This window comes from Mariprofundus micogutta (assembly GCF_001895085.1).
In the GTDB taxonomy this organism is placed as follows: domain Bacteria; phylum Pseudomonadota; class Zetaproteobacteria; order Mariprofundales; family Mariprofundaceae; genus Mariprofundus; species Mariprofundus micogutta.
Genome location: NZ_BDFD01000003.1, coordinates 132,757 through 153,623 on the forward strand (window position 1 = coordinate 132,757; position 20,867 = coordinate 153,623).

Here is a 20,867-nt window from a genome sequence, read left to right on the forward strand (position 1 = left end):
GAAGGTTTTTAAACTGACTGTGCTAGTCTGGCCGCATGACAAAACAGGAATCATTTTATGAGCTTGGACCTGAACAGGTGATTCAGGCCGTGGAGAATCTGGGCTTCCATTGCGATGGCCATCAGCTGGCACTGAATTCATACGAAAATCGTGTTTATCTGGTCGGTATCGAACATGAACCTTCACTGGTGGCTAAATTCTATCGTCCGGGCCGCTGGTCGGACGAATCAATTCTGGAAGAGCATCAATTTATACAGGAACTGGCTACACTGGAGATTCCCGCCGTGCCAGCCTTAACGCTGCATGGTAAAACCCTGCACCGTTATCAGGATCACCGCCTGTCACTCTTTCCAGTCAAAGCAGGCCGTGCGCCGGACCTGGAAAATGATGACCACCTGCAGCAACTCGGCCGATATATAGGCCGCATTCATGCGCTGGGGGCAGTCTCCGCCTTTAAACACCGCCCTACACTTGATGTAGCCAGCTTCGGTGATGACGCTTATGAATTTCTGATGGAGAACGATTTTATCCCGCCTGATTTGCAATCCGCCTACGAAAAGCTGGCTGAAGATCTGTTGAACATCATTGAAGACAGGTTTGAAGATGTGGATGCAGAACAAATTCGTCTGCATGGCGATGGCCATCCCGGCAATATTCTCTGGGATAGTGCAGCAGGCAAAGATGGTACGCCTTACATCGTCGACTTTGATGATGCCCGCATGGGACCGGCCATTCAGGATCTGTGGATGTTTCTCTCGGGTGACCGTCATCAGATGAATGCTTCGCTGGATACCCTGCTTACTGCCTACAGCCAGTTCCACGATTTCGATTGTCGCGAACTGTCACTGATCGAGCCGCTGAGAACCCTTCGCATGATGCACTATGCCGCATGGCTGGCGAAACGCTGGCATGACCCCGCATTCAAAGCGGCATTCCCCTGGTTCAACAGTCAGCACTACTGGGAACAGCATATTCTTTCACTGAAAGAACAGGCCTCGGCTCTGCAGGAGCATCCCCTGCAATGGCTATGATTGTCGCTGAACGCGCTGCAGTGAAGTAGACTCCGCCTTATGGAAAAGCGACTTATCGAACTGGAAACCAAGATCTCCTATCAGGATCACATTATTGATGAACTCAATGATGTGATCATCCGTCAACAGCAACAGATTGACCGTCTGGAAAAGGCGATGAAACGACTGGATGAACATCTTAAACAGGGTAGCAATTCAGGGCTGGCGAGACCGGATGAAGAAGTTCCGCCACCGCATTATTAAGGATTCTCTGAGAAACTCAGAGAATCCATGCAGGCCACGGATGGCCTGCCAAAATCATGCATGCTAAATGCTTAATTTTGTGAGCAAAGGCAAAACCACGCTTTTTCCTTTGCGTGCTGAAAAACTATATGGACGTAGTTTTTCAGGGTTTCCTTTACTCAGGGCTGGTTATATTTCCGTTATCCGACAAGCAAAGCTATAGTTGCCAAATCTTGTAAGCAGGTGCCGATATGTCTGAAAAACCCTGGGGCGGTCGTTTTGAATCCCCCACCGATGAATTTGTAGAAGCCTTTAATGCCTCCACCGATGTGGATGCACGTATGTATGCCGAAGATATCGCCGGCTCCAAGGCACATGCCCGTATGCTCTGTGAGCAGGGTATCCTTACGCAGGAAGACCTGAACTCGATCCTGCGTGGCCTGGATGAAGTGCTCGGTGAAATCGAGAGCGGTGAATTCAAATTCACCATTGCACTGGAAGATGTGCACATGAATATCGAATCCCAGCTGACCAAAAAAATCGGCGATGCGGGTAAACGCCTGCATACAGCCCGTTCACGTAATGACCAGGTTGCAACTGATACCCGCCTGTATCTGCGCAGTCGTACCGACACCATGATCCATCGCATCCGCCGTCTGCAATCGGTTCTGCTTACTCTGGCCGGAACACATGCCGACACCATCATGCCCGGCTTCACGCATTTGCAGACAGCACAGCCGGTCACACTCGGCCATCACCTGCTGGCTTATGTGGAGATGTTCGATCGTGATGCCTGCCGTTTTGCCGATGCAAGAACCCGTATGAACCAGTGCCCACTGGGCTCGGCAGCACTTGCTGGCACCACATTCAATATTGATCGCTTTAAAACTGCAGAGTCTCTCGGCTTTGACGGACCGACCAGAAACTCACTCGACTCCGTATCAGATCGTGATTTTATTATGGAACTCATGGCTGCGGCATCTATCTGCGCTGTGCACCTTTCACGTTTCTCCGAAGAACTGATCCAGTGGATGAGCGCCCAGTTCAACTTTGTTGATCTACCCGATGCCTTCTGCACCGGCTCATCCATCATGCCGCAAAAGAAAAATCCGGATATGCCGGAACTGGTGCGCGGAAAATCAGGGCGCATTATCGGTGGTCTGGTTGCCATTCTCACCACCATGAAAGGGCTGCCTTTGGCTTATAACAAAGACATGCAGGAAGACAAAACCGCCATTTTCGATGCTTTCGATAATCTCGAAGGTTGCCTGCGCGTGTTCGGTGACATGTTGCCGGGCATGAGTGTGAACAGCGAGGTCATGCACACCGCTGCATCTTCCGGGTTTGCAACCGCAACCGATCTTGCCGATGCGCTGGTGCGAGCCGGTGTCCCTTTTCGTGATGCGCATGAGATTGTCGGCAAATCGGTAGGCCATTGCATAAAAGCAGGCATCGAACTGCATGAAATGGATGAGTCTGCCTGCAGCAATATTGACGCACGACTGAGTGCAGATATGGTGCGCCTCCTTTCTGTAGAGAACTGTGTTGCTGCACGCAATCACATCGGTGGCACAGCCCCTGATCAGGTGCGCAAGCAGGTTGCCGAATGGAATACAAGACTGGAGAGCCAGCATGACTAAACGAATACATTATGGATTCATCCTGTTGATGGCGGCGACGTTGCTGCTCAGCGGCTGTGGCCGCAAAGAGGCTCCTCAGATGACAAACGGCTCATCTGTCAAACCTTCCCTGAATGAGTTATATCATCAGGTTGCCGGTAATGTGCTGGAATTGCGATTTACACTGCAGGGTATCCCTGAAGGTGTCGGATATCAGATCGACCGCACCGAAATGGACCCCTACTGCCAGTGCCCTGGTTTCTGGCGCCGCTTTGATGAGCGCCTGCCGCAAGCTAAAATGGTGAACTCGGAAACCACTAAATTGATCAGCCTGAAAACCGACAAAAAAGCATTCCTGTTCAGGATCCGTGCGATCGATGCAACAGGTAACCTTGGTCCATGGAGCAAGATTATTACTGCCCGTGGCGTTGATCTATCCAAATAAAGTGAACAACAAATCACAACAGCCGCGACTGGACAGACTCGGCGCTTACCCGTTTGAACGCCTGAAGGCACTGTTTGCAGGTTCTCACGGCAATACTGAACTGGACCATATTGATGCAGGTGCCGGAGAGCCACGCCTGCCGCTTCCCGCATTTGTTGCCCCGACACTTCAGCAACAGCTTGCCGGTTTTTCCAAATATCCATCCACAATTGGTGGCATGGAATTGCGCACTGCGATCGCTGCATGGCTGGTTCGTCGCTATGGATTAAGCGATGTGAATCCAAGCACGCAGGTATTAAGTGCCAATGGTACACGCGAAGCGCTGTTTGCCATCGCGCATGCACTGGTGAATCCCGATGCTGAAAAGCTGTCAGGGCGCAAAGCCTATGTGATGATGCCCAATCCGATGTACCAGATCTATCTTGGTGCTGCCTATACCGCAGGAGCTGAGCCTTATCTGCTGGCATGCAATCACCAGACAGGTTTCGCGCCGGATCTGTCCAACGTTCCGGATGAGGTATGGGCTGATACAGCACTGGTTTACGTCTGCTCGCCCTCCAATCCAACCGGCTGGATTGCCGATGAGGCCTATTATGCAGAGTTGCTGGCCTTAGCCGACAAACATGATTTCTACGTTGTCTCCGATGAATGTTATTCGGAGATCTACTGGGCCGATAAACCTGCCGGCCTGATGCAGGTTGCAGAAAATCTGGGGCGTGAAGGTTTTTCCCGTTGTCTGGTGATGAATTCGCTATCCAAACGTTCGGCCCTGCCCGGCATGCGTTCAGGCCTGATTGCCGGTGATGCCGAACTGATCAAACGATTCAGCAAATTGCGCAGTTATACCGGGCCTGCCACACCGCTGCCTTTACAACATGTTGCCGCTGCCGCCTGGTCGGACGAACCCCATGTTCAAGCGCATCTGGAAGTTTACCGCCAGAGTCTAGAAGCATTCTTTGATGTTTATGGTGGTGATATCCCTGCCGGTTCATTCTTTGTCTGGCTGCCAGTTAGCAATGATGAAGCCTTTTCTCTGGCTGCATATCAGCAACAGAATGTGACCATCCTGCCAGGCTCCTATCTGGGAGCCGAGGATGCACAGGGCATCAACCCGGGCTCAGGATATGTCCGCGCAGCCCTTGTCGATGGGCCGGATGCTGCAGCCGAGCTTGCCCGCCGCCTGAAACAAGTGAGAGTTTAATCATGCAGACCCCTGAAAATGTTCAACACAAACTTCGTGAACTTGCCGCTGACGGTAAAACGCTGAACTGTTATATCTATGACACCAGTGAAATGTGCAATAAAATCAAGCTCCTGACAGACATCATGCCTGCAGGCGTGGAAGTATTTTATGCCATGAAAGCCAACCCGCATGCTGCATTTCTTGCCGCAGCACTGAAAGCCGATGCCAGGGGCATTGAAATTGCCAGCCTTGGTGAAGCTGAAAAAGCGGTTGCTGCCGGCTTTGATGCATCCCGACTGATTTACACCGGCCCCGGCAAATCGCCGGAAGAACTGAGCTGGGCAGTGGAAAACGGTATCCGTACCGTACATATTGAATCTTTGACTGAAGCATATCGGCTGAATGCCATTGCTGCCGCTGCAGGCAAAACACAGGATATCCTGCTGCGTATCAATGCCGACTTTGACATTCATGAGGCCCAGACCACCTTCTCCGGCGGCTCAAAAAAATTCGGTGTTGATGAAGAGAAACTGGCAGATGTGCTACCGCAAATTCTGGCACTGGACTCGCTCAACTTCCGCGGCCTGCATGTTTATGCGGCATCGGGTGTGCTCTGCGTCAATGATCTGCTGAAAAACTGCCAGTTGGTATTCGGCATGGCCAAACAGATTGAAGCTGACTTTGATGGCGTGATCTGCGATACCATTGATTTCGGCGGTGGTTTCGGTGTTGATTACCTGGAGACCAGCCACGACTTTGACCCGCAGGCTTATGCCGATGGCTTACAGCACCTGATTGAAGAATACGGCTATCAGGGACGCACGTTCTTTCTGGAGCTGGGGCGCTATCTGGCTGCAGATTCAGGCTGGTTCTGCACCGAAATCCTCGACATCAAAGACTCGCGTGGCAAAAAGCAGGTAATCTGTGCCGGTGGCATCAATCATTTTCGCAGACCTGCTGCGCTTGCCATCAACCATCCACTGGCGCTGGTCAGACTACAGCGTGAAAAGCTGTTCGACAGTCAGGAAGAGATCAGAAATGAGTCAGTCTATTTTGGCGGTCCCCTGTGTACAGGTGCAGATAAACTGGCCAATGACGTTTATGTGGAAGCAGCGGATGTCGGTGATATCGCCGTATTCGGTTTGGCCGGAGCCTATGGTCTGACCATGTCGAACATGGAATTCCTCAGCCATGAAAGGCCGCAAGAAATTGTAATCTGAACCCAGAGTCTCTTCGGGCTGGATTGCAGCGGCCGAAGCGGTAGACTCGTTATTAAATTATTGTCATAGAAGAACAGGGAGTTTATCCGTGAATCATTTACAGAAAGTTATTGAAAGTGCATGGGATAGCAGAGCTGAGTGGGACATGCGCTCAGCCACGAGCGAAACCCGCGATGCCGTAGAACATACCATCCAGCTGCTGGATGATGGTGGCGTACGAGTCGCAGAAAAAGATGCTGAAGGCAACTGGATCACTCAGGAATGGCTGAAAAAAGGTGTTTTACTCTATTTCAAGCTGCACGACAATCAGGTTATCCATGGTGGCGGCACAAACTACTACGATAAAGTTCCGCAGAAATTCGCCAACTGGGGCGAAGATATGTTCCGCAAGGGTGGTATGCGTGTTGTGCCGAATGCAACTGTGCGCAAAGGCGCATATATCGCGCCGAAAACCGTACTGATGCCATCTTATGTGAATATCGGTGCTTATGTTGATGAAGGCACCATGGTGGACACCTGGGCCACTGTTGGCTCATGCGCCCAGATCGGCAAAAACGTACACCTCTCCGGCGGCGTAGGTATCGGCGGCGTGCTTGAACCACTGCAGGCCACACCGACCATCATTGAAGACAACTGCTTTATCGGCGCGCGTTCAGAAGTCGTTGAAGGCTGTGTCATTCGTGAAGGCTCTGTCCTCTCCATGGGTGTATATATTGGTAAATCGACCCGCATTTATGATCGTGAAACAGGCGAAATATATTATGGTGAAGTACCGCCGTATTCTGTGGTTGTTTCCGGTTCCATGCCGGGCAAGTCCGGTGGACCGAACCTGTACTGCGCTGTGATCGTGAAAAAGGTGGATGAGCAGACCCGTTCAAAAACCGGCATTACCGAGCTATTGCGCGACTGACCTCCGGATCAACGCAGACATTGCGAGGAGAAGATCATGCCCTTGAGCAAGCTTGAAGTCAGTGTGGAAATCAATTGCCCTGTTTCAAAGGTTATTGCCTTTGTCGATGACAATGAAAATGATCCGATGTGGCAAACATCCGTGCTTCAATCTGAAAAAAGAACCGAGGGTGCGCCTGCAGTCGGTACGATCTATCATGTAAAAGAGAAGTTCCTGGGCCGCGTCATTGAACAGGACTGGATGGTCACCGAACGTAATGCGGACGGAAGTTTCTGGAAAGCGAAAAGCACCACCGGTCCGTTTCCGATTGCAACTTCGATGAAGTTCGAAAGCAAGGGAAACAGCACGCTTATTCATCGCACTTTGAGTATCGATGTTGGTCGCTTTTTCAAGGTCGCTTCTCCTGTGGTCGGTCATATCGCTCAACGTGAACTGGAAATGGACTTTGCCAACCTTAAGGAACTGCTCGAAGCCGAAGCTTAAGCATCGCTTCGGCTTGTATGGCTCAGCTTTTGCGGGGCCTTATTCGCCTCTGGCCCATTAAGGTTTTTTCATTTTCGATCCACGCCATATTTATGATCTACCGATCAGGCTGCGCCATCTTTTTGAGAGAGGAGTTTACAATGACACGTTTAACTTTGCTGACACTGGCTTTTTTACTGGCCATGCCTGCAGCTCAGGCTGCAGATGTGCTGGAATGGCTGGATGCCAATGTCAAATCAGGCAGAGCTGCGAAAATGGCAGCGCCTGCCGACAAGGCTCAACTGCTGACTCTGGAAAGCAAAGAGAGTGAAATGTTTCCGCAACCCTCCCCTGATGCAAGACATCTGCTTACTGTCTCTCAAAAAGGAAAGCAGGCATGGGTTTCCCGTCGCCTCAGTGAAAATGGTGACCCGGTCAATCTGGTCTCTATCGATGCACGCGCACTGGATTCCATAGGCTGGAAGAATAATGACCAGGTCTATTATCTCTCTGATCGGGCTGGCGGTCTGGGTCTGTGGGAAAAAATTTCAGATGGTGAAGGCATGCAACGCCGCATCCAGCCACTGCAGGGCGCACTCACACAACCCATTGTATTGTCTGATGAATCAATCATTGCAGCGCGCCTGAAACCACTGAATTATAAAAAAACGAAAGTAAAAAAATCCAGACGTGATGATTTCAATAACTGGGAATTTGCCGGTTTCACTTCCGAGATTGTCCGCTTCCATAAAAATGGTTCTGAGAAAGTTCTGGCTGAAGGCATCAACCCGTCACTCTCGCCGGATGGCACGAGTATCGTATTCTCCATGCAGGCAGGCCGCAGCATTCACCTGTTTCGCATTAATATCGATGGCTCCGATCTGATCCAGATGACCGACGCAAGGAGTGTGGATGTACAACCGTCATGGAGTGCCGATGGCAAATGGATCCTGTTTACTTCAAACCGCGCCAATGTCGACCTGAAACATCGGGGTAAATCACAATGGGATATCTGGGCTATCGGTACCGATGGACGGAACCTCACACAAATCACCTATGATACAGCCCGTGATGGCGCTGCACGCATGGGTAAAAACGGCCACATCTATTTCCATTCTGATCGTGCCGTCACACGTGACATGATTGCCCGGCATCAGGTGAAGTCCGTTGCCTCACACAGCTTTCATATCTGGCAAATTGATATGCCAACAACGACAAAGCAATAGGCTTTACACTAACCCAATCTAAAAAGGCCCCTTCACCGGGGCCTTTTTCTATCTTCCTTGATGATACTCTTTGCGGCTCAATGTTCTGAACTGTTCGGCGTGGCTCTGAAATGCTCATGACAACTGTTACAGGTAGCTATCATCTGAATCAGAAGCACACGCCTGAATCAGGGCAATCAAGGCGCGAGGGCCGAATTGACGCCATAAAATTAGTTGAACAGGCCCTAGTATAAACCATACATGATGCTGACTGATGATGCCCTGATATAAACAGTCAGCATCCCGCTCAAGCGAGTCCGGATTCCCTGGCCCGCTGCAGTGCCCGCTTATAAGCCAGAGCAATCATCTTTTTGCTGAACTGGGTCTTTGGCGGTTTGATACCATACTGTTCAATAATCAATTCCAGTACTGCCGGATCAGGATCACCGTCCACCAACTCGCTCAAAGCCGCCTTGGAAAACCGTTTACGCCGGGTCAGCTCAAAGATACGAACAGCTCTGGCCAGATAGGTATGGTGTTCAGGCTCCAACTAACTGATCCCAGGCCTGCAGATATTCAGCGAGATGATTTCGGAATCCAGATTCCGCCTCCAGATAGTTGCGCAGGCCAAGTATTGCACGAGCATAAGAACCTTCAGTTAATGCACCGACAAACAGCTGATGCCGCAAAAAAATCAGCATCGTCGTCAACACATCGGTTTCACAGTAGTCACGAATCGCAGTAATTTGCCCGGCCTCGAACATCTCGCGTACATTATCTCCTGCTGTCTCCAGTTTTCCCGGCACATTGAACGAGGCAGCCACTTCATCCATGGAACAGCGCGCCGATGCGCCGAAATCCGACAGCACTTCGAGCAAATCACAATGATAATCAGCGGAATAGCGGGAATCGTAGTTGTTCCATTTATCCCCTTCCCTGAACCAGCGTGGACAGGAAAGGCCATAGGCCATAGCTCGATATTTCAATACCGGCACATCAAAACCACGACCATTGAAACTGACCAGTTGCGGCGCCCGTTTTTCAATCAGCTGAAAGAAACCTTCCAGCAACTCCTGCTCGGAACTCTTGTTATCACCACCGGTTGCCAGTCTGCGCATCAGTAGCTCCGAGCCCTCTTCACCCGGTTCGCGAATCAGGTGGCCGTAAGAGATTGCCACAACCTGATGAAATGGCTGACGCGGGAAATCATTACGCCCCTCCGTTTTCTCCAGAAAATAATCACTGAGCCCATCGCGGGCTTCGATATCGGTCAGATCAGGTAATCGTAACAGACGACGAGCCGCATCAGCATCCACCACAGTCTCGATATCGAATACAATCACATCACGCCGCACGGTTGCCTCTCCTCAAAAAGCGTAATAACAAAGCCCTCTCTCCCAATATTAAAGCAGAAACAAAGAACACTGCGATAGCCCCGAAAATTGCGCCTGCTATCCAGACAAACTGCATAGCTCCATCATCAGGGAAAGCCAAGAGCATCTCAAAGCCTGCCAGCGCCAGCACCATCACCACACTGGCGGCCAATGCACTGGCCAGACGCCATGCCGTTTTAGCGGTAAACAGAGCTCCGTAGGTTTTGGTCAGGCGCGTATACAACATGACCACATTCACAAAAGCCGCAAGCGAAGTAGCAAGCGCCAGTCCCACATAAGCCCAGAACTGCATAAGAATGACTGCCAGCACAATATTCACCGCCACACTGATAGCTGCATAACGCATCGGCGCTTTTGCATCCTTACCCGCATAACAGGCGCTTGCCAGCAGTTTCACCCAGCAGAATGCAATCAGGCCGACAGCATATGCTTTGAGTGTATCCGCTGTGGCAATGCTATCGGCATGAGTAAAGGCACCGCGCTCAAACAGGGTCATCACAATCGGCTCAGCCAGATAAAATGCACCAACCACTGCTGGCATGGTAATCCAGGTCAGCCAGACTAGGCCTGAGCGCAAATCTTCACCGGCTGAAGCCTGATCTCCTCTGGCAAGGTGGCCGGAAAGCGTGGGTAGTAGCGCTGTGCTCATAGCAATGCCGAACAGGGCCAGTGGCAACTGCACGATACGATCTGAATAATAGAGATATGAGACAGCACCTGTATCAAGCAGTGTGGAGAGTATGGTGCCGACTAGAATATTGATCTGCACGGCCCCGATCGCCAGCACCGCAGGGACAAACAGGGTCCATGTTTCTCTAATGGCTGGCTGACTGAAATTAAAACTGAGTCGGGGCACCCAACCGATCTGTTTCAGGGCAGGAAACTGGATAAGCAGCTGCAACAAACCACCGAGCACAACACCAATCGCCAGGGCCAGAGCTGGGTTATCAAAAAACGGGGCAAGCACTACAGCTGCAAAAATAATTGCCACATTGAGCAGAGCCGGGCTGGCCGCAGGCACAGCAAAACGTTTGTATGTGTTGAGCACTGCCCAGGACATCGCAGCCAATGAAATCAGGGCAAGATAGGGAAACATCCAGCGCGCCAGTTCCAGCGACATGGTCCAGCGATCCGGCTCATCGGCAAAACCCGGTGCAAACAGGTATAAAAGCCAGGGCATGCCCAGAATACCGAGCACGGTAAAACCGGTGACCGCCATCAACAGTAGTGTAGCCAGGGCATTGAGGAAACGATGCGCCTGCTCTTCCCCCTGCTGCCGCTGATCTGACAACACCGGCACGAGTGCAACGGTAAGCGTGCCTTCTGCAAACATGCGACGGAAAAAATTGGGCAGTTTGAATGCCACGAAAAAGGCGTCGGCAACTGGACCTGCACCAAGAACACGCGCCAGAAAAATATCACGCACAAAACCGAGAATACGTGAAATCATCGTCCATCCGCCGACTTTAGATGCAGCACGCAGCAGCGCAGACGAAGAGGAACCCTGTTTCTCTAAGCTCTGATTTGACTTGTGCTCATTGCTTGCCATAATCCGCCGCCCTTTTTATACCCTTACAGGTTGCAAGCGAAGCTAGCGCCGCAAGGCAGGAAGGGCGAGCCAAACGACGTTAGTCTGTAGGCCACAGTTTTTTGGATCAATCCAAGGGGGTGATGTTTTTACATGCCAGGAATTAAAGTTAACCCTGATGAGCCGTTTGAAATTGCGCTGAAGCGCTTTCGCAAACAGGTAGAAAAAGGTGGTGTCGTTTCCGAATGCCGTCGCCGTGAAGCTTATGAAAAGCCTTCTATCGCCAAAAAACGTAAAGAAGCTGCCGCACGCAAGCGTTTGATGAAACGCCTTCGCCGTGTACGTATGCGTGAGAACCGCGACTACTAAGTTCGCCCTCGCGTAACAAAAGATAAAATGCCGGGCCTTGTGTCCGGCATTTTTGTTTACAAACCTGAAAGACATTTTACCGCAGAGGTCGCGAGTTACATGCTGAGGAAGATCAGAATCTGAACAGACATTCAGACAATATCATGATTGATGCGTCTTCATCTACGCATCAACAAGTTTGCCTCTCTTCGTGCCCTTCGTGGTAAAAAGTGACTGCTTTACCAAATGGAGTAATAAATGCTGCAACAGTTAACCAATGATATGAAAGCTGCCATGAAAGCAGGTGACAAACTGAAACTCTCCTCGATTCGTATGCTGCGTGCTGCGCTCAAGGATAAAGAGATCGAACTCGGTCATGCGCTGGAAGAGAGCGAAGCACTTGCCGTAACAGGCAAGTTGATCAAACAGCGTCTGGATGCAGCCAGGCAGTATACTGAAGCCGGTCGTGAAGACCTGAGTGAGAAAGAGTTGGCTGAAGCTGCAATCTTCCAGACTTATATGCCTGAACCCCTTTCTGAAGATGAACTGATCGCCATTATTGATCAGGCCATTACCGATACCGGAGCCTCCAGCATGCGCGACATGGGTAAAGTTATGGGCATCGTTAAAGGCAAGGCCGAAGGGCGTGCCGATATAGGTAAACTCTCCGGCATCGTTAAATCACGCCTGAGTTAAATTATCCTGCCCACTTGCATCTGAACCGGTTAAATACTACAAGTTAGTGTATGGCTAATTTTCCTCCAGCATTCCTTGATGAGGTGCTTTCGCGCGCCGATCTGGTGGAGGTAATCTCCCGCCATGTCGAGCTGAAAAAATCCGGCTCCAACATGATGGGCCTGTGCCCGTTTCACCACGAAAAATCTCCCTCTTTCTCAGTATCACCCGATAAACAGCTCTACTACTGCTTTGGCTGCGGCAAAGGTGGCGGAACCTTCCAGTTTCTTATGGAGCATGATGGCTATTCATTCCCGGAAGCGGTGGAATATCTGGCTGAAAAAGTCGGCATGGAAGTACCCAAAGACACTCAGACTCAGCCCGGTGATGAAGCGCGCCAGAAAAAGGCTTATGACATGCTGGCACGAGCATCTGAAGCCATGAGCCGTGCACTTGCCAGCCCCGGCGGCAGCAAAGCTGCTGAATACCTGCAACAGCGCGAACTGCCCGCAGCTATCATCCGTGATTACGGCATTGGTTATACGCCTGATGGCTATGGCTTTATGAACAAGGTATTTGGTGATGATGCACGTACCAATGCCCAGCTTGAAGCCGTTGGCCTGCTATTCAAGGGTGAACGGGGATATGGAGACCGTTTTCGTAATCGCCTGATGTTTACCATTCGTGACCGGCGTGGTCGCGTAGTTGGTTTTGGTGGCCGCGTAATCGGAGTTGGTGAGCCAAAGTATTTAAACTCACCTGAAACCAAATGGTTTCATAAATCGGAACTGCTCTACGGCTTTTCCGAACACCGGGACAGCATACGCAAGGCCAGGCAACTGGTCGTGGTTGAAGGTTATATGGATGTACTGGCACTGGCTGCCCACGATCTGAAGATTGGCCTTGCTCCTCTGGGTACGGCCATTGGCGAGCGTCAGATTCGTGAAATTTTCAGACTCTGCGATTCGCCGGTGTTCTCCTTCGATGGTGACCGTGCCGGCAGACAGGCGGCCTGGCGAGCCCTGGAAAGAATGATGCCATTACTGAAAGCCGAACTGACACCGCGTTTTCTCTATCTGCCAGAAGGCGAGGATCCGGACTCCCTGCTCAAACTTGAGGGCGCTGACGCGTTCCGGAAACGTTTAAGTGATGAGGGCAAACCGGTACTGGAAACCTGGCTGCTGGGATTGAAGAATCTGGCAGGTCAGGGTGCTGACGGGCGTGCCCGTATGGCCAAAAAAGCGGACGCCATGCTGGCCACAATGACCGATACATACCTGCGTCAGGCATGGCAACAGGAAGTGGAAAGGGCAACAGGTATTTCACTTCAACAACAGCGCCGCCAGCCCACACCCACAGCTGAAGCCCCTCGACCTGTGCTTGAGCTGAACACGGTTGAGGAGCGCTTTATATCTGCACTTATGCAAAAGCCTGAACGCTTCAAAAACCTTCCCGAGATCGCCCATAATTTTTTCACTGGCAATGAGGGCATTGTCTCGTTATACTTGCGCGCTTTTTCGATAATAGCGGATGCCAAAGATTATAATACTGACATCGCGAGACAATTGACTCAGGAGTTCCCTGATAGTCAAACATTGATTTCTCGCTGGGTGAATCAGGCAACCGTTCAGGATATTGAATACGAAAGTCTGTTATTGGATATGGAATCCAATGATATTCGTTTGCGTTTGAAGCGCGGGCCGAATCTCAATGAATCGGTGCGCCTGCAACAGCGTTTAAAAGAGCTGCAGGGCCAGCAACGCAAACTTACTGAACAGTTGAACGATACGGGAGCTTAACCGCATGTCTAAAACACCTGAGAAAGTTACTATCCGCGAACTTGGCACGCTGATGGCCAAAGGCAAACAGGCCGGCTACATCACCTATGATGAGCTCAACAAACATCTGCCTGGTGAACTGGTTTCTGCTGACCGTGTTGAGCAGATTATCAACGTATTCACCGAAATGGGTGTTGAGGTTGTTGATCCTGAACGTGCCCCTACCGGTGCTTATGCCATGCGCAAGGATCGTCTGCGCAAAGAAGACTCCGCACTGCGCGCCGACACCTCTCAACTGGGCACCGTGGTCCGTATTGATGACCCTGTGCGTATGTATCTGCGTGAAATGGGTACCGTTGAACTGCTGACCCGTGAAGGCGAAATCGAAATTGCCCGCCGGATTGAAGAAGGTCGTATGCAGGTTCACGAGGCGATCTGTCTCTGCCCGTCAACATTCCGAGAAATCATGCTGCTCGGCGAGCGCATTATCTCAATCCGTGATGAAGCGCTGGAAACCGGCGAAGAACCAAACTTCCGCGACATCATTGATGTTGATGAAAAAGTTGTAAATGCCGCCGCGATTAAAGAATATGAAAATCGCATGAGTCGCAGTGAAGATGAAGATGATGAACCTGTAGACGCTGCACCAAAACTGGACGGCGAACAACTCTCCCAGGCTATCAAGGCCCGTACGGCCACCCCTGATGGCACACCAATGATGGAAACCATCATTACCAAGGAAGAACAGCTGGAAGAAGCGCTGACCCATTTCGCTACTGCCAAGACCTTGCATGATGATTTTATTGAAATCAAAAAGAAACTGGCCAAGAAGCCTGACGATGCAAAGCTGCTACTCAAAAGCCGCGAAGTTCTCGATGCCATGTTAATGGAACTGGTAAGCATTCCATTTGCGCCACGCCAGTTGGATCAACTGGTTCAACGCTTTAAAAATGCAGTAGAACGTGTTCGCCGCTTTGAGCGCACCATCCGTGACCATGCGCTAAAAGCAAAAATGCCACGTAAACTGTTCCTGGAAACATTCCCGCCACGTGAAACTGACGAACGCTGGGTAGATGATACCATGAAAGCGAACAAGGATGCTGTCTGGATTGAGGCGATTGAACCTGTAACAGGCAAAATCAAGGAAAACCAGCGCCGCCTGAAACGTGTTGAGCAGGAAACCGAGATGGAGGTTGATGAGCTCAAGGAAGTAGCGCGTAAACTGACCATGGGTGAAGCCAAAATGCGTCAGGCCAAACGCGAAATGATTGAAGCCAATCTGCGTCTGGTTATCTCCATTGCCAAGAAATACACCAACCGCGGCCTTGGTTTCCTTGATCTGATTCAGGAAGGAAATATCGGCCTGATGAAAGCCGTTGAAAAATTCGAATGGCGCCGTGGTTATAAATTCTCCACCTATGCTACATGGTGGATTCGCCAGGCCATTACCCGCTCGATTGCAGATCAGGCACGCACGATTCGCATCCCTGTTCACATGATTGAAACCATCAACAAGATGATGCGCGTTTCCCGTCAGATTGCTCAGGAAATCGGTCGTGAACCGACACCCGAGGAATTGGCAGAACATCTGGAACTGCCTGTAGAGAAGGTATTACAAATTCTTGAAGTCGCCAAAGAACCTGTATCGCTGGAAACACCAATCGGTGATGATGAGGATTCACAACTCGGTGACTTTGTTGAAGATGATAATGCCGAAAATCCACTCGATTCTGCTGTCAGTGCAGCATTGGCAGAAGCAACACTTGATGTACTGGAAAACCTGACAGATCGTGAGCAGAAAGTACTGCGCATGCGTTTCGGCATTGGCATGAACACCGACCATACGCTGGAAGAGGTTGGCAAACAGTTCGGTGTCACACGTGAACGTATTCGTCAGATTGAAGCCAAGGCGCTGCGCAAGCTGCGTCACCCTTCTCGCGCACAAAAACTGAAAACTTTTGCCGACACACCGGATTCAGCCACCCAGGTCGACTCCATCCGCTAAGGTTTTTCAACCCAACGATAAAGGGGCTCTTTTGAGCCCTTTTTTATGTCAAAAATATGGATTGTGATTTGCGACTATTAACGCTCAAGCCAGGACCGGGCCTGCTCAAGGCTCCGGAAAATATCACATTCAAACAATTGCCCTTTCATCAGTTCACAATAATTTTCAGCTAAAGCAAGCATCTCAACCTGAGGCACAACAAGGGCGATCTTAAGCCTGTGCTTGGTATGAGAGACAATCTGATCTGTTGATGCGTAGGCTTCCGTATGCACAACTTCAACGGAATGGGATGTAACATCCGTAAAATCATTAATAACATATTCTATGTTTTTAAACCGGGCATCGCCCTGCAGTTCAATATTGGATTGAAGAATCTCGTATCCGCTGATGTCACCACTAAACTTCCTGTACAAACCATCTGTTTCCCAGATGCTTGAATGCGCCATACAACCCTCCATGAAACCTGACAGTATCATATCGGTTGAAAAGCCGACCACTTTAATCAGTTATTTGAGTCACTGAGCAGGTGGAATATGAATCCGCTCAATAGAAGTCGCCATGCGTGTATCAGGATTGATGCTGACCATGGTCGCAAAAATAGAACCACCCCGCTCAACTGCTTCAAACCTCTGAGGCAGACGCCGCACCATGCGATACAGTGCACCCTCTACCTTCATGCCGATAATAGACTGGTAAGAGCCGGTCATACCGATATCAGATTGATAGGCTGTTCCGGATGCATGGATAATTTCGTCACAGGTGGGGATATGCGTGTGAGTCCCGTAAACAAAAGATGCGCGACCATCCATATGCCAGCCCATGCCCATCTTTTCACTCGTTGCCTCGGCATGCATATCGACAAGAATTGCACTCACATCATCCGGGATCTCATCCATCGCCCGATCCACAGCGGCAAACGGGCAATCCCACGGCCCCATAAATGTCTGACCAATCAGATTAATCACGGCAATTTTGTGACCCATGCCCGTTTCCTGAACCGTCCAGCCGCGACCCGGTGCATATTCGGTGAAATTCATTGGTCGCACATAACGATCATCTTCATCGACCAATTCAAGAAACTCTCGCTGATCCCAGCAATGATTGCCGTTGGTCAAAACATGTACGCCGAGTGCAAACATCTCTTCTGCCACACGCTCATTCAGGCCAAAACCGTGCGCCAGATTCTCTCCGTTGGCGACTACAAAATCGATCTGATGCAAATCAATCAAAGCAGGCAGGTGTTCGGTCAACGCCCTTCGCCCCGCTTTGCCGATTATATCTCCGATCACCAGTATCTTTACCCTCTCGGACATTGAATCACCTCTTTTTCAGTAATAATACAATTCATTGGAATATCATGGCTTTCAGCAGGCACGTGTGAAACTTCCTGACATGAAAAAGCCAGGCCGATGATCTGGTGGATATGTTTACGCTGGTCCGCCAGCCAGAAATCAAAGCAACCCTTTCCCATGCCAAGGCGGTTACCCTGACGGTCAAATGCTGTTAAAGGACATAACAGAGTCGTCCTGCCCTGCTCCCCATCCCATAATGGGCCACCATTCGGCTCCAGTATACCGAACAGGCCTGTTTGCCAGCCGGTTGCATCAGTTAGCTCATGCCACTGCATATGCTCATGATGATGGGTAACAGGCGCAAAAAGACGATAATCGTTCATTTTCAGCAGCGTATCGGTTGCCACTTCCGAGCGCATGGATCGATAGATCAACAGATTTTGTGGTCTGTCATTCTGTAGTAAAAGATAATCCGACAATGATGAAATAATAGTGTTCGAAAACAATTCACGCTGATCAGGACTTAAAGATTTACGCTGCTCGATTGCAGCGGCGCGAATATTCGCCTTATCCATGAGATAACCTTTTGTTTGAATTGATAGACACAGAAAAAAGGGCGCCCCCGCGTTGGCGTAAAGGCAAAAAGTCGTCGAACCCTCTAACAAGAGGTGGGTGCCGCACCTCGGCTTCAGGTATCCCGCTTAAGGGACGCTCACAGCCAAAGTAGGTAAGCTCCCATTCGACAAGTATCGGCTCAGGCAACATGATGCCGTTCGATCAACGCAGGGGCGCTTTTGCTAAACCTTCTGCTTGTGATACTACACCGTCCAAAGCCGCGATCAAGCCTTCAACGCCGTCAACTTTGGACTGATTACTCTTCAACAACTCGCCTGCAAGGTTCAGGGAAACCAGCATCAGCAATCGATCGGATGCAACCGTTGTCCCCATTTGACGCAACTCTTCCACATGTTCCTGTACCAGCTCGGCTGCAGCCAGAACATCATCAGGGTTCTCATCTGTAAGGATAGTGAAAGAACGACCCAGCAGGGTCACTTCAACCGGATTACTCATGATGGTTCGCCTTGTTGAGAAATAAGATCATCCAGCTTTTCCATGGCATGTTCGACACGCGCCCTGGCTTCAAGTTTATTGTTTTGCAGCCCTTCAAGCTCACCTTCCAGCTTCTGCACCTGGTCTCGACGCTTGCGTAATTCGCTTTCCGCAATGCGCACTACCTCTCGCATACGATGATTATCAGCGATCGTCTTTTCCATATTACGACGAATTTCAGACAGATGCTCTGTCAGTTGTTCAATTCGCGATTCAAGTGCCTGTTGGGGGGATTCGTGCATAATGCTGCTATTGAATCACCAGATAGAATCAGGGTCAACTATTAGCAGAAAAACAGGGGCCATTTCAGCCTGCCTGAATCGCAGTTAATGCGATGGTATAGACAATATCTTCTACAGAAGCACCGCGAGAGAGATCATTCACCGGCTTTTTCAGCCCCTGCAGCATTGGCCCGACACTTACGACCCGGGCACTGCGCTGCACCGCTTTGTAAGTGGTGTTGCCCGTATTCAGATCGGGAAAGACGAAAACATTGGCGTTACCTGCGACCAGACTTTCCGGTGCCTTGCTCTTGCCGACGGAGACAATCGCAGCAGCATCATATTGCAATGGCCCATCCACGAGCAGGTCAGGTCTGCGCTGACGTACGATACGCGTAGCCTGGCGCACCTTGTCGACATCGTGACCTGCACCCGATTCACCGGTACTGTAACTGAGCATGGCCACTCTCGGTTCAAGTCCGAAACGGGCGGCTGAATCCGCACTCTGAATTGCGATATCAGCGAGTTCTTCGGCATTCGGGTCCGGGTTGATGGCGCAATCACCATATACCACCACCTGATCGGGCAGACACATGAAAAATATTGATGAAACCAATTCGGCTGATTCACTGGTTCCTATCAACTGGAAGGCAGGCCGCACCGTATTCGCAGTCGTATGCAAAGCACCTGAAACCAGGCCATCCACTTCATTCATAGCCAGCATCATGGTTCCCAGCACAACACGGTCCTGTAGCTGATCCTCGGCCATCTGGCTGTTCAGTCCCTTATGCTGCCGTAAGTTTGTCATCGGCTCGATGTAACGACTGCGCACGCTCACCGGATCAATGATTCGCACCCCGGCATCCAGTTTAATACCCAGTGATGCAGCGACCTGATTAATCCTGTCCGGATTACCCAGAAGCATGCACTGAGCGATTTGGCGCTGCTGGCACTGGTAGGCGGCCATGATTGTTCTGGGCTCCTCACCTTCAGGAAGCACAATACAACGTCTTGCCTGGCTGGCCTGCTGAATAAGCTGGTACCGGAACGCCGCCGGAGAGAGGCGCGGTTTGCGATCAATTTCACAACGTGCTTTTAACCACTCTGTATCGAGATGGCTCGCAACATGATCCATGGCCTGATCAATCAGGGTAATATCATCTGCGGCGACTTCCGCAGGCATATTCACCAGTTTGGCTGCGGTCTGAAAAGAGCTGCTCTCCACCAGCAATAAAGGGATGCCTGTCTGAATCGCCTGCTCGCACAAATTCAGCATCCCGAAACTCGGTCTCAAACCGCCGGTTAACAGAATACCGGCAATGCGCACACCGTTCATGGCGGCCATGCACGCTGCTACAAACACATCTTCGCGATCACCCGGAAAAATCAACAGCGTATGCGGCTGATATACAGCAAGCGTATTTTTCAGAGACCTGGCACACAGTTCCATACGCTGAACCCGGCGCAACTTCATTCCGCCTTCATGCAGGATTGTAGCACCAAGATAATCAGCAATATCACACATGCGCGGCGCATTCAGAGAAGCATCCCAGGGAATACCCCCAATATAATGAAACGACTTGCCAGCCATCTGGCGCGCCAGATCGCCCCCCTTCTCTTCTGCCTCTTGTTGATTAAACCGGGTCTGTAAAGTGTCAGCTTTCAGATTGACATTGGACTCATCATCCGGAGCACCGATTTTATTAATAATCAGACCTATCAATGCGCTGCCATTCTCACTACTGAATGCATTCGCTGTAATATCAATGGCATCTTCCAGCCCGGCCTCAGGTTTGCCAACCAGAATCACCTCGGCATCCAGTGCTCTGGCAATCGCAGTATTCAGACGCGTGGCATAACCGGCATGACTATCTGCGACCAGCCCCTCGACAATCACCACATCAGCATGACGGGAACTTTGCCTGTACAGCGCAATCACCTCCTCCATCAGCAAACCTTCCCGCCCTGATCCCAGAAGTGCTTTCGCACGCGCAAGACTGATCGGTTGAGGTGTGGCGATATCGGTGCAGTGCTCGATCAACCGGGTAGAGCGGTCAGCACCATGATCACTTTCATGCAACTGGGCCACCGGCTTGTAAAATGCCGCACGAATACCTAGACGATCCAGTGCCCGCACCAGCCCCAGACTGACCGTTGTCAAGCCCGCCCCAGAACCAGTGGAAACAAGTAAAAAAGTATGACTCATATAGATAGCTATT

General features: G+C 50.7%; 22 protein-coding genes and 1 other RNA gene. 13 read left to right on the plus strand and 10 right to left on the minus strand.

Annotation, left to right across the window (positions count from 1 at the left end):
- The first annotated feature begins 35 nt into the window (after window positions 1–35).
- From MMIC_RS02960 to MMIC_RS03000, 9 genes are all read left to right on the plus strand, one after another.
- Window positions 36–1,031: a serine/threonine protein kinase gene (locus MMIC_RS02960; RefSeq protein WP_072658870.1), complete on the plus strand. Its 996-nt coding sequence runs from the start codon at window positions 36–38 to the stop codon at window positions 1,029–1,031.
- 39 nt (window positions 1,032–1,070) lie between these two features.
- On the plus strand, window positions 1,071–1,274 hold the full coding sequence (locus tag MMIC_RS02965) for a SlyX family protein (RefSeq protein ID WP_072658871.1): 204 nt from the start codon (window positions 1,071–1,073) through the stop codon (window positions 1,272–1,274).
- Between the two features lie 230 nt (window positions 1,275–1,504).
- Window positions 1,505–2,893, plus strand: coding sequence for an argininosuccinate lyase (argH, locus tag MMIC_RS02970; protein WP_072658873.1), 1,389 nt, complete (start codon window positions 1,505–1,507; stop codon window positions 2,891–2,893).
- Window positions 2,886–3,317 (plus strand): lipoprotein, encoded by a 432-nt coding sequence (locus MMIC_RS02975; RefSeq protein ID WP_072658875.1) that lies wholly within the window; start codon window positions 2,886–2,888, stop codon window positions 3,315–3,317. The genes argH and MMIC_RS02975 overlap by 8 nt, the downstream gene beginning before the upstream one ends.
- A 1-nt stretch (window position 3,318) precedes the next feature.
- Window positions 3,319–4,518 (plus strand): aminotransferase class I/II-fold pyridoxal phosphate-dependent enzyme, encoded by a 1,200-nt coding sequence (locus tag MMIC_RS02980; protein WP_072658982.1) that lies wholly within the window; start codon window positions 3,319–3,321, stop codon window positions 4,516–4,518.
- Between the two features lie 2 nt (window positions 4,519–4,520).
- Complete coding sequence (locus tag MMIC_RS02985; RefSeq protein ID WP_072658877.1) at window positions 4,521–5,720, plus strand: alanine racemase; 1,200 nt, start codon at window positions 4,521–4,523, stop codon at window positions 5,718–5,720.
- Between the two features lie 88 nt (window positions 5,721–5,808).
- Window positions 5,809–6,630 (plus strand): 2,3,4,5-tetrahydropyridine-2,6-dicarboxylate N-succinyltransferase, encoded by an 822-nt coding sequence (gene dapD, locus MMIC_RS02990; RefSeq protein WP_072658879.1) that lies wholly within the window; start codon window positions 5,809–5,811, stop codon window positions 6,628–6,630.
- 36 nt (window positions 6,631–6,666) lie between these two features.
- The gene (locus tag MMIC_RS02995) at window positions 6,667–7,113 is read left to right on the plus strand and encodes an SRPBCC family protein (RefSeq protein WP_072658881.1); all 447 of its coding nucleotides are present in this window, start codon (window positions 6,667–6,669) and stop codon (window positions 7,111–7,113) included.
- 140 nt (window positions 7,114–7,253) lie between these two features.
- Window positions 7,254–8,318, plus strand: coding sequence for a PD40 domain-containing protein (locus MMIC_RS03000; protein ID WP_072658883.1), 1,065 nt, complete (start codon window positions 7,254–7,256; stop codon window positions 8,316–8,318).
- A gap of 286 nt (window positions 8,319–8,604) precedes the next feature.
- Here the strand turns inward: MMIC_RS03000 and MMIC_RS03005 are convergent, their stop codons facing one another.
- From MMIC_RS03005 to murJ, 3 genes are read right to left on the minus strand one after another with little or no spacing between them, the layout of a single operon-like run.
- Window positions 8,605–8,847, minus strand: coding sequence for a hypothetical protein (locus tag MMIC_RS03005; RefSeq protein WP_072658885.1), 243 nt, complete (start codon window positions 8,845–8,847; stop codon window positions 8,605–8,607).
- Window positions 8,837–9,652: a 3'-5' exonuclease gene (locus MMIC_RS03010; RefSeq protein WP_072658888.1), complete on the minus strand. Its 816-nt coding sequence runs from the start codon at window positions 9,650–9,652 to the stop codon at window positions 8,837–8,839. Before MMIC_RS03010 ends, MMIC_RS03005 begins: the two co-directional genes overlap by 11 nt.
- Window positions 9,642–11,240, minus strand: a complete 1,599-nt coding sequence (gene murJ / locus MMIC_RS03015; protein ID WP_072658890.1) for a murein biosynthesis integral membrane protein MurJ — start codon at window positions 11,238–11,240, stop codon at window positions 9,642–9,644. Before murJ ends, MMIC_RS03010 begins: the two co-directional genes overlap by 11 nt.
- A gap of 132 nt (window positions 11,241–11,372) precedes the next feature.
- Here murJ and rpsU point away from each other — a divergent pair, with 132 nt between their 5' ends.
- From rpsU to rpoD, 4 genes are all read left to right on the plus strand, one after another.
- Window positions 11,373–11,588: a 30S ribosomal protein S21 gene (gene rpsU / locus MMIC_RS03020; protein ID WP_072658892.1), complete on the plus strand. Its 216-nt coding sequence runs from the start codon at window positions 11,373–11,375 to the stop codon at window positions 11,586–11,588.
- A 237-nt stretch (window positions 11,589–11,825) separates the two neighbouring features.
- A complete protein-coding gene (locus tag MMIC_RS03025) occupies window positions 11,826–12,263 on the plus strand; it encodes a GatB/YqeY domain-containing protein (RefSeq protein WP_072658894.1) in 438 nt (145 codons plus the stop codon).
- Between the two features lie 50 nt (window positions 12,264–12,313).
- The gene (gene dnaG / locus MMIC_RS03030; protein WP_072658896.1) at window positions 12,314–14,041 is read left to right on the plus strand and encodes a DNA primase; all 1,728 of its coding nucleotides are present in this window, start codon (window positions 12,314–12,316) and stop codon (window positions 14,039–14,041) included.
- Window positions 14,042–14,045: 4 nt separating this feature from the next.
- Window positions 14,046–16,025, plus strand: a complete 1,980-nt coding sequence (gene rpoD, locus MMIC_RS03035) for an RNA polymerase sigma factor RpoD (RefSeq protein WP_072658897.1) — start codon at window positions 14,046–14,048, stop codon at window positions 16,023–16,025.
- Between the two features lie 77 nt (window positions 16,026–16,102).
- Here rpoD and MMIC_RS03040 read toward each other — a convergent pair whose 3' ends face one another.
- The 7 genes from MMIC_RS03040 to pta all read right to left on the minus strand — a co-directional run bounded on the left by MMIC_RS03040 (window position 16,103) and on the right by pta (window position 20,854).
- Window positions 16,103–16,471: a hypothetical protein gene (locus MMIC_RS03040; RefSeq protein ID WP_072658899.1), complete on the minus strand. Its 369-nt coding sequence runs from the start codon at window positions 16,469–16,471 to the stop codon at window positions 16,103–16,105.
- Between the two features lie 69 nt (window positions 16,472–16,540).
- Complete coding sequence (locus MMIC_RS03045; RefSeq protein WP_072658901.1) at window positions 16,541–17,338, minus strand: TIGR00282 family metallophosphoesterase; 798 nt, start codon at window positions 17,336–17,338, stop codon at window positions 16,541–16,543.
- On the minus strand, window positions 17,323–17,892 hold the full coding sequence (locus MMIC_RS03050; RefSeq protein ID WP_072658902.1) for a 5-formyltetrahydrofolate cyclo-ligase: 570 nt from the start codon (window positions 17,890–17,892) through the stop codon (window positions 17,323–17,325). The genes MMIC_RS03045 and MMIC_RS03050 overlap by 16 nt, the downstream gene beginning before the upstream one ends.
- Window positions 17,893–17,932: 40 nt before the next feature.
- A non-coding RNA gene (ssrS, locus tag MMIC_RS03055) (6S RNA) lies at window positions 17,933–18,109 on the minus strand.
- Complete coding sequence (locus MMIC_RS03060) at window positions 18,095–18,388, minus strand: cell division protein ZapA (protein ID WP_072658904.1); 294 nt, start codon at window positions 18,386–18,388, stop codon at window positions 18,095–18,097. The genes ssrS and MMIC_RS03060 overlap by 15 nt, the downstream gene beginning before the upstream one ends.
- Window positions 18,385–18,669: a hypothetical protein gene (locus MMIC_RS03065; RefSeq protein ID WP_072658906.1), complete on the minus strand. Its 285-nt coding sequence runs from the start codon at window positions 18,667–18,669 to the stop codon at window positions 18,385–18,387. Before MMIC_RS03065 ends, MMIC_RS03060 begins: the two co-directional genes overlap by 4 nt.
- Window positions 18,670–18,733: 64 nt before the next feature.
- On the minus strand, window positions 18,734–20,854 hold the full coding sequence (pta, locus tag MMIC_RS03070) for a phosphate acetyltransferase (protein ID WP_072658913.1): 2,121 nt from the start codon (window positions 20,852–20,854) through the stop codon (window positions 18,734–18,736).
- Window positions 20,855–20,867: the final 13 nt, after the last annotated feature.

Bases quoted from the DNA above. Each gene is read 5' to 3' on its own strand.
- MMIC_RS02960 (WP_072658870.1), top strand. From the start codon at position 36: ATGACAAAACAGGAATCATTTTATGAGCTTGGACCTGAACAGGTGATT.
- MMIC_RS02965 (WP_072658871.1), top strand. From the start codon at position 1,071: ATGGAAAAGCGACTTATCGAACTGGAAACCAAGATCTCCTATCAGGAT.
- argH (WP_072658873.1), top strand. From the start codon at position 1,505: ATGTCTGAAAAACCCTGGGGCGGTCGTTTTGAATCCCCCACCGATGAA.
- MMIC_RS02975 (WP_072658875.1), top strand. From the start codon at position 2,886: ATGACTAAACGAATACATTATGGATTCATCCTGTTGATGGCGGCGACG.
- MMIC_RS02985 (WP_072658877.1), top strand. From the start codon at position 4,521: ATGCAGACCCCTGAAAATGTTCAACACAAACTTCGTGAACTTGCCGCT.
- MMIC_RS02995 (WP_072658881.1), top strand. From the start codon at position 6,667: ATGCCCTTGAGCAAGCTTGAAGTCAGTGTGGAAATCAATTGCCCTGTT.
- MMIC_RS03000 (WP_072658883.1), top strand. From the start codon at position 7,254: ATGACACGTTTAACTTTGCTGACACTGGCTTTTTTACTGGCCATGCCT.
- murJ (WP_072658890.1), bottom strand. From the start codon at position 11,240: ATGGCAAGCAATGAGCACAAGTCAAATCAGAGCTTAGAGAAACAGGGT.
- rpsU (WP_072658892.1), top strand. From the start codon at position 11,373: ATGCCAGGAATTAAAGTTAACCCTGATGAGCCGTTTGAAATTGCGCTG.
- MMIC_RS03025 (WP_072658894.1), top strand. From the start codon at position 11,826: ATGCTGCAACAGTTAACCAATGATATGAAAGCTGCCATGAAAGCAGGT.
- dnaG (WP_072658896.1), top strand. From the start codon at position 12,314: ATGGCTAATTTTCCTCCAGCATTCCTTGATGAGGTGCTTTCGCGCGCC.
- rpoD (WP_072658897.1), top strand. From the start codon at position 14,046: ATGTCTAAAACACCTGAGAAAGTTACTATCCGCGAACTTGGCACGCTG.
- MMIC_RS03040 (WP_072658899.1), bottom strand. From the start codon at position 16,471: ATGGCGCATTCAAGCATCTGGGAAACAGATGGTTTGTACAGGAAGTTT.
- MMIC_RS03045 (WP_072658901.1), bottom strand. From the start codon at position 17,338: ATGTCCGAGAGGGTAAAGATACTGGTGATCGGAGATATAATCGGCAAA.
- MMIC_RS03050 (WP_072658902.1), bottom strand. From the start codon at position 17,892: ATGGATAAGGCGAATATTCGCGCCGCTGCAATCGAGCAGCGTAAATCT.
- MMIC_RS03060 (WP_072658904.1), bottom strand. From the start codon at position 18,388: ATGAGTAATCCGGTTGAAGTGACCCTGCTGGGTCGTTCTTTCACTATC.
- MMIC_RS03065 (WP_072658906.1), bottom strand. From the start codon at position 18,669: ATGCACGAATCCCCCCAACAGGCACTTGAATCGCGAATTGAACAACTG.
- pta (WP_072658913.1), bottom strand. From the start codon at position 20,854: ATGAGTCATACTTTTTTACTTGTTTCCACTGGTTCTGGGGCGGGCTTG.